2 protein-coding genes are annotated in these 5,840 nt (G+C 64.6%); both read right to left on the reverse strand.

Going from position 1 to position 5,840, the window contains the following annotated elements:
• Positions 1-21 precede the first annotated feature (21 nt).
• Entirely contained in the window at positions 22-1,422 is a 1,401-nt protein-coding gene (locus tag VN419_RS10270) for an HlyD family type I secretion periplasmic adaptor subunit (protein WP_325647137.1), read from the reverse strand.
• Positions 1,423-1,659: 237 nt separating this feature from the next.
• Entirely contained in the window at positions 1,660-5,709 is a 4,050-nt protein-coding gene (locus VN419_RS10275) for a calcium-binding protein (RefSeq protein WP_325647138.1), read from the reverse strand.
• Positions 5,710-5,840: the final 131 nt, after the last annotated feature.

Here is a 5,840-nt window from a genome sequence, read left to right on the forward strand (position 1 = left end):
GCCAGCCTCCCGCAACCGCCTTTACCGCTCCCTGCCTGCCTCATGCACGGCTTTGCGTACTGGCGAAAGCAGGTACTCGAGCACTGACCGCTTGCCGACCAGGATTTCGGCGTTGGTTTGGAGTCCGGAGGACAAGGGCAGGCGCTCGCCGTCAAAATCCAGCTGCATGGCGTCGAGCGTCACCAGGGCGCGGAAGGAAAGCGGCGCGCTCTTGGCTGTTTTGCTTTGAGACTGTTGCCCGGAGCTTGCGTCAGGGTCCGAGGCGTCGGCGCTCACATGCTCCACCCGCCCATCCACCATGCCATATTTCTGGAACGGAAACGCGGCGAACTTGAGCCGCACCCGCTGCCCCGCGTGCACGAAGCCCCTGTCCTGGTTCGACACCCAGACTTCGGCCTTCAGCTTCTCCTCGTCCGGCACCAGGGTCAGCAGCACCGTGCCCGGCTGCGTCACCGTGCCTATGGTGTGCGTGGAGAGATCCTTCACCGTGCCGGACTGGGAGGCTTTGAGTTCCAGAAGATCCTGGCGGTGCGTCTGCTTTGCCAGCTCCTGCTCCAGTTTCTCAAGCTGGCCCTGGGCTTCATTGCGCTCCGCGTGCAGGTTCTTGCGGTATTCCGCCTGAAGCTGCTCCTGCTTGCGCTCGGATTGGGTGACGCTCGCCTTTGCCGACTCGATGAGCTGAGTCTGCGTGCGCAGTTCCTGCTCCTTTTCCACGCGCTCCCGGCGCTTGTCCCCAGCCTGCAAAAGGGGCGCGTAGCCCTCCTTGGCCAGCTTGGCGTGGGCTTCCTCCTGGGCGCGATACTGCGGCAAGGTCTCCGAGAGCTTGATGCGCACCTCGCGTGCGGCCATAAGCTCGCGCTTGGCCTTTTCCATGACGCTGCGCTCCTCGGCCAGCGCAGCCGCCAAGGCAGCCTTGTTTGAATCCAGCCGCGCACGAATCTCTTGAAACAGTCCCGCAGGGTCGTCGGCCTGTTGCTCAAAGGGAGTGCCTTCGAGTTCTGAATCAATGCGCCGCAACGTTATGCGCTTGCGGGCCAGTTCCGCCGCCAATGATTTCACGTCAGCGTCACTCCCCACGGAATCCATGCGCATGAGCACCTGCCCGGCCACCACATGCTGCCCTTCCCGCACCAGGATTTCTTTCACTATGCCCGACTCCGCGGGCTGGACGATCTTGAGGAAACTCTGGGGCACCAGCTTGCCCTCAGCAACGGCCACGATATCCAGGCTCCCCGCGATGGACCAGATGAGCAGAAGCGCCAGCAACCCCAGGAGCACACGCAACACCGTTCGCCCCAAAGGGGAAGGCGGGGCTTCCTCCACCCGCAGCAATCCCGGCAAGAAATCGCGCGGAGTGGCCTCCTTCGCGGCAAAGGCCTTGTCCAGACGCTCGGTGGATTCGGCGTATGTCTTCCGCGTCACGGCCCATGTCTTCGACGCCATGAACCGGTCTCGCCAAAGCAGAAGACGGACGAGGGCCTGCCGCCGCCAGCCGGGCAGACGGGCCCCAAGCGCAGCGCCCCTTTGGCGCAAAACGGCCGAGAATCCAGAAAGCCGAAGCCGCAACGGCCCAGAGAAAAAACGAAGCATAGTGTTCATGTTGCCCAACACAAGCCCCGCCTCCGGCGCCCTTGCGACGCCGGAGGCGGGGCCCCCTGGTTAGCTCAGTTTGAAGGCGCCTTCCTGCAAGGCCGTAGGGCTCTGGAAGGTCTGGGCCGAAGCTCCGCAGGCGGCATCGGACAGCACCCGTTGGGCGGCGCTCTGCCCCATGGCGGAGAAGTTGCCGCAGGTGCCATACTGTTGGGCGAAATCCCCGCCCAGGGCCGCCGTGTCCGAACCGCCGAGGGAGTTCGCCGCAAGAGCATTCGATATGGCCCACGAACTCAGCGCGGAGTTCTCGGCCAAGGCCGCATCGAAGGCCGAAACGATGCCTGCGAAGTTGAACGTCTCCACCTTGTTGTCGACGAGCGCGTTGGCGGAACCCGCGTCGAACTCCGTGGCCGCCTCCTCGATGATCTGCAGATTGAGCACGCTCTTCCTGGCGCTTGCGCCGGAAGCATACCAGTCCTTGAAGGCGAGGCTGCCGCCCGCTCCGTCCGAGAGGACCAAGTCGTCGCCGGACTTTGAAAGGCTGACATCCGTCTGGCAGATGCCGCCGCCCAGGCTCAACGTATCGTCCTGCTTGGTATCGGAGCTGATGACGGCGTCCGTCCCATCCCCCTTGTTGAAGAGGATGACGTTCCGGCCCGCGCCCGTGGCGAGGGCATCCGCTCCGGCGCCGCCGACATAGATGTTGTTGCCGGAGCCAGCGCCAAGGCTGTCGTCGCCAGTACCGGCGTGCAGCAGATTGTTGCCCCCTCCTCCAGCCAGGGTGTCGTTTCCCGCGCCGCCGGAAAGCAGGTCGTTGACCGGGGTGACGGTGATGGCCGCGCTGGCGGGCGAAGAAGCCCCGCCGTCGCTTACAAGGTAGCTCACTGTGGCGAGGCCGCTGAAGCCCGCCGCGGGGGTGAAGGTCCAGGTGCCGTCGCCGTTGTTCACCAAGCTGCCTTGGTCAGCGGAAACCGCCAGGCCCTGTGCGGTCAACGCGCTCCCTTCCTCGTCCGTGGCGTTTGCCAGAAGCTGCCCTTCGCTGAAGGTCACGCTGCCGCCATTCTCGGCCAGCGCGCCCAGGGAAACCTGGGGGCCGGGCACCGGGGCGTCGTTCACCGGAGAAACCTCCAGGGCAAAGGCCTGAGAGGCGCATGCGCCGAACTGGTCCGTGGCGAGAACCTTGATGGCCAGGCTCCCGATCTCCCCTGCGCCCGGCGTGCCGCTGAAGGTACGCGTGGCGGCATTGAAGCTGAGCCAGGCAGGCAACGGCTGTCCGTCCGCAAGGTGCGCCGTGTAGGAAAGCACGCTGCCCGCGTCCACGTCCACAAAGGCGGAGGCGGGCAAGGTCAGGCTGAAGGCGGCGTCTTCAGGCGCGACGGCATCCGCCAAGGCCTCCTGCACCACAGGGGCGTGCCCGTTCGCCTGCCCGGTCAACATGGCGGGGCTCCACTGCGTGCCGTCCTGGAACTGCACGGCCCGCAACGCAGGGCTCGAGAGTCGGGAGAACCAGCCCTGCATGGTCAGGGTATCGCCCGTGTCTTTAATGGTCAGGATGAGGTCAGCATTGCCCGCGCCGCCGCGGGTTACGGCAATGCTCTCACTGTCCAGCCCCTCTTTGAGCTCGACCGTGCAGGCATAGCCGTTGACGGCCTTGTCATGCCCGGAACCCCGCCCAAAGGAATAGGTGCTTTGGTAGCCGCCCTGGTAGGTGTCATTTCCTTCGCCGCCGTCCAGCCAGCTTCCGGCCAGGGTGTCGTTTCCGGCTCCTCCGTATACCTTGTCCAGGCCGTAGCCGCCGTTGATGACGTCGTCGCCGTCATCGCCGTACAGGGTGTCGTTGCCGTCGCCGCCGTGGATCAGGTCGTTGCCGCCCTTGCCATGGATCAGGTCCGCGTCGCCGAAGCCGAGGATGGTGTCCGCGCCCTCGGTGCTGATCTGCACCTTGGACTTGATGGTCTGCCAGTCCCAGAACTGCCCGTCGGAGAAGCGGATGCCCTCAAGCTTTGGCCCGCCCTCGTAGGGCACTGCGCCGTTGGTGAAGTCGTAGTTCGAGAGGGTCAGATATTCACTGGTGTCGCGCACCTTGATGTAGAGGTCGTCCATGGGCGACGAGGTCCACTCAAGGATGGCCGAGGCGGTGAGCGACTGCGGATAGCTTGAAGTCTGTGGCCCTGCGCCGCGCATGGTGAACATGCTCCAGCCGCAGTCGGAAAGCTGGAAGGAGGCGAGGTCGAGAATCAGACCGCCCATGTTGTAGTGGTACAGGCCCAGCTCGATGTCTTCGGGCCGCAGGCCCGCGCCGAGCTGCACAAGGTCAGGCGTTCCTGCCGTGCAATATGTGGCGTAATCGTTGCCATAGCCGCGATTGTACAGATAAACGTCCCGGCCGAACCCGCCGTCGAGATTGTCCGACCCGGCGCCGCCGTCCAGCGTGTCGTTTCCGGTCCCGCCGGCAAGATTGTCGTCGCCGCCAAGACCCAGCAGGCTGTCGTCGCCCCAGCCGCCTGTGAGGGTGTCGTAGCCGGAGGTGCCCGTAAGGGTCAGTTCCTGCGCGGAGACGATTCTGTTCGCGATATCGTAGCCTCCCCAATAGACGCCGCCCTCGAACTCAAGGCTGCACTGGATGACATCGCCCTCAAGAGCCCCCTCGAGGACCAGCTCGTCTCCGGTATCGTTGATTGTGATCAGCAGATTCTGGCCCTGGGTTTGGAAGGTAAGGTCATCCGGGCCCAGTCCCGCGCCGATCAGGATGTCCCTGTAGCTCCACCCCCAGCTGGAGTCGCGGTGTTTCAGGACGAAGTCGTGGCCGGACCCTCTGCCAAAGGCGATCGTCTTGTAGCCGCTGCCGGGATTGATGGTGTCGTTTCCCGCGCCGCCATCAAGCAGGTCCGAGCCGCGGCCTCCGGAAAGCATGTCATTCCCCTCGCCGCCCAGGAGGGTTTCGTCAGCGTCGCCGCCGTTGAGGGTGTCGTCGCCGCCCAGGCCAGACAGCACCCCTCCCGACCAATTGTTGCCATACAGGGTGTCTGCGGTGTCCGTGCCGGCCGTTGTGGCGTTTCGTATCGTCAAGGCGTTCCACACCGTGCCGTCCGCAAAGCGTATTTCCTCCACCATGGTTTGCGGATTCTCCTCGCCCCCGGAGAAGTAGCCATCCACGGTCAAGGCGTCCTGGGTTCCCTTGATGCGCAGCACAAGGTCCGTCCCACTGCGGCTCATGACGACATCGGACGGATCGATGTCAGCGCCGAATTCGATGGCATCGGTTTTCGGGACGCTCTCGCCCCCGGAATCCCCGCCCTCAGACGGAAGCTCCACAACGCCGCTATCGGCCACAAAGATGCGGTCCACTCCATCGCCACGCTGGAAGAGGAACACGTCATTGCCGTCACCGCCAACCAGCGAGTCGTTTCCGGCTCCGCCTGCCAGGGTGTCGTCGCCCTCACCGCCGAGGAGCAGCTCATTGCCGGCGCCGCCCGAAATGCTGTCGTTTCCGGCCTCGCCGCAAAGAAACGAGGCCGCCCCGGATCCCGTGATCGCATCGTCTCCCGCGCCGCCATAAATCTGCTGGGCCATCAGACTGTCCGCACTGATGGCATCGGCGCCGTCCGTGCCGTCCACCCGCTGGTACAGCCGTGACAGGATGTCCGCCTGTTCCCAGTAGCTTCCGTCATCGAACTGAACGCCGTCGATGCTGAAATCGAATTCCGTCCACCCGGCCCCGGCCGAGCGGATGCCGAGGGAGTTGGCGAGGGTGATGCTGCCTCCGGGGTAGGTCAACAGCAGCGCGCCGCCCTCAAGGCTCAGCGTCACATCGTCTGGCGTTATTCCGGGGCCGAAGGAGAAAGAGTCGTAGCCGGTGGAATCGATGACCGTGTCCGCGCCGTCGCCCGCCTCGAAGCGGTAGTAGTCGTCCTCGGCGCTGCCGTGCATGGTGTCGTTCCCCGTGCCGCCTTGCATGCTGCCGTACTTCGCGCCGTAGAGCACGTCGTTTCCCGCGCCGCCATCAAGATAGTCGCCCTCATAGCCGGTAAGGGTGTCGTCGCCGCCAAGCCCGTAGAGCTCACCGGGCATGAGGGGGTGCCCGGTCAGAACGTCGGCTCCGTCCGTGCCCTGCTGCATGGCGACCATTTGCAAGAATTGCCAGAAGTCATACGCCGATCCGTCCGCGAAGGAGAAGGACCCGGCAATGTTGTTGCCGCTGCCGTTATCCTGCGCTTGCCGCACCAGGGACATGAAGCCCGGAATGGTAA

The organism is Humidesulfovibrio sp. (assembly GCF_035560995.1).
In the GTDB taxonomy this organism is placed as follows: Bacteria; Desulfobacterota; Desulfovibrionia; order Desulfovibrionales; family Desulfovibrionaceae; genus Humidesulfovibrio.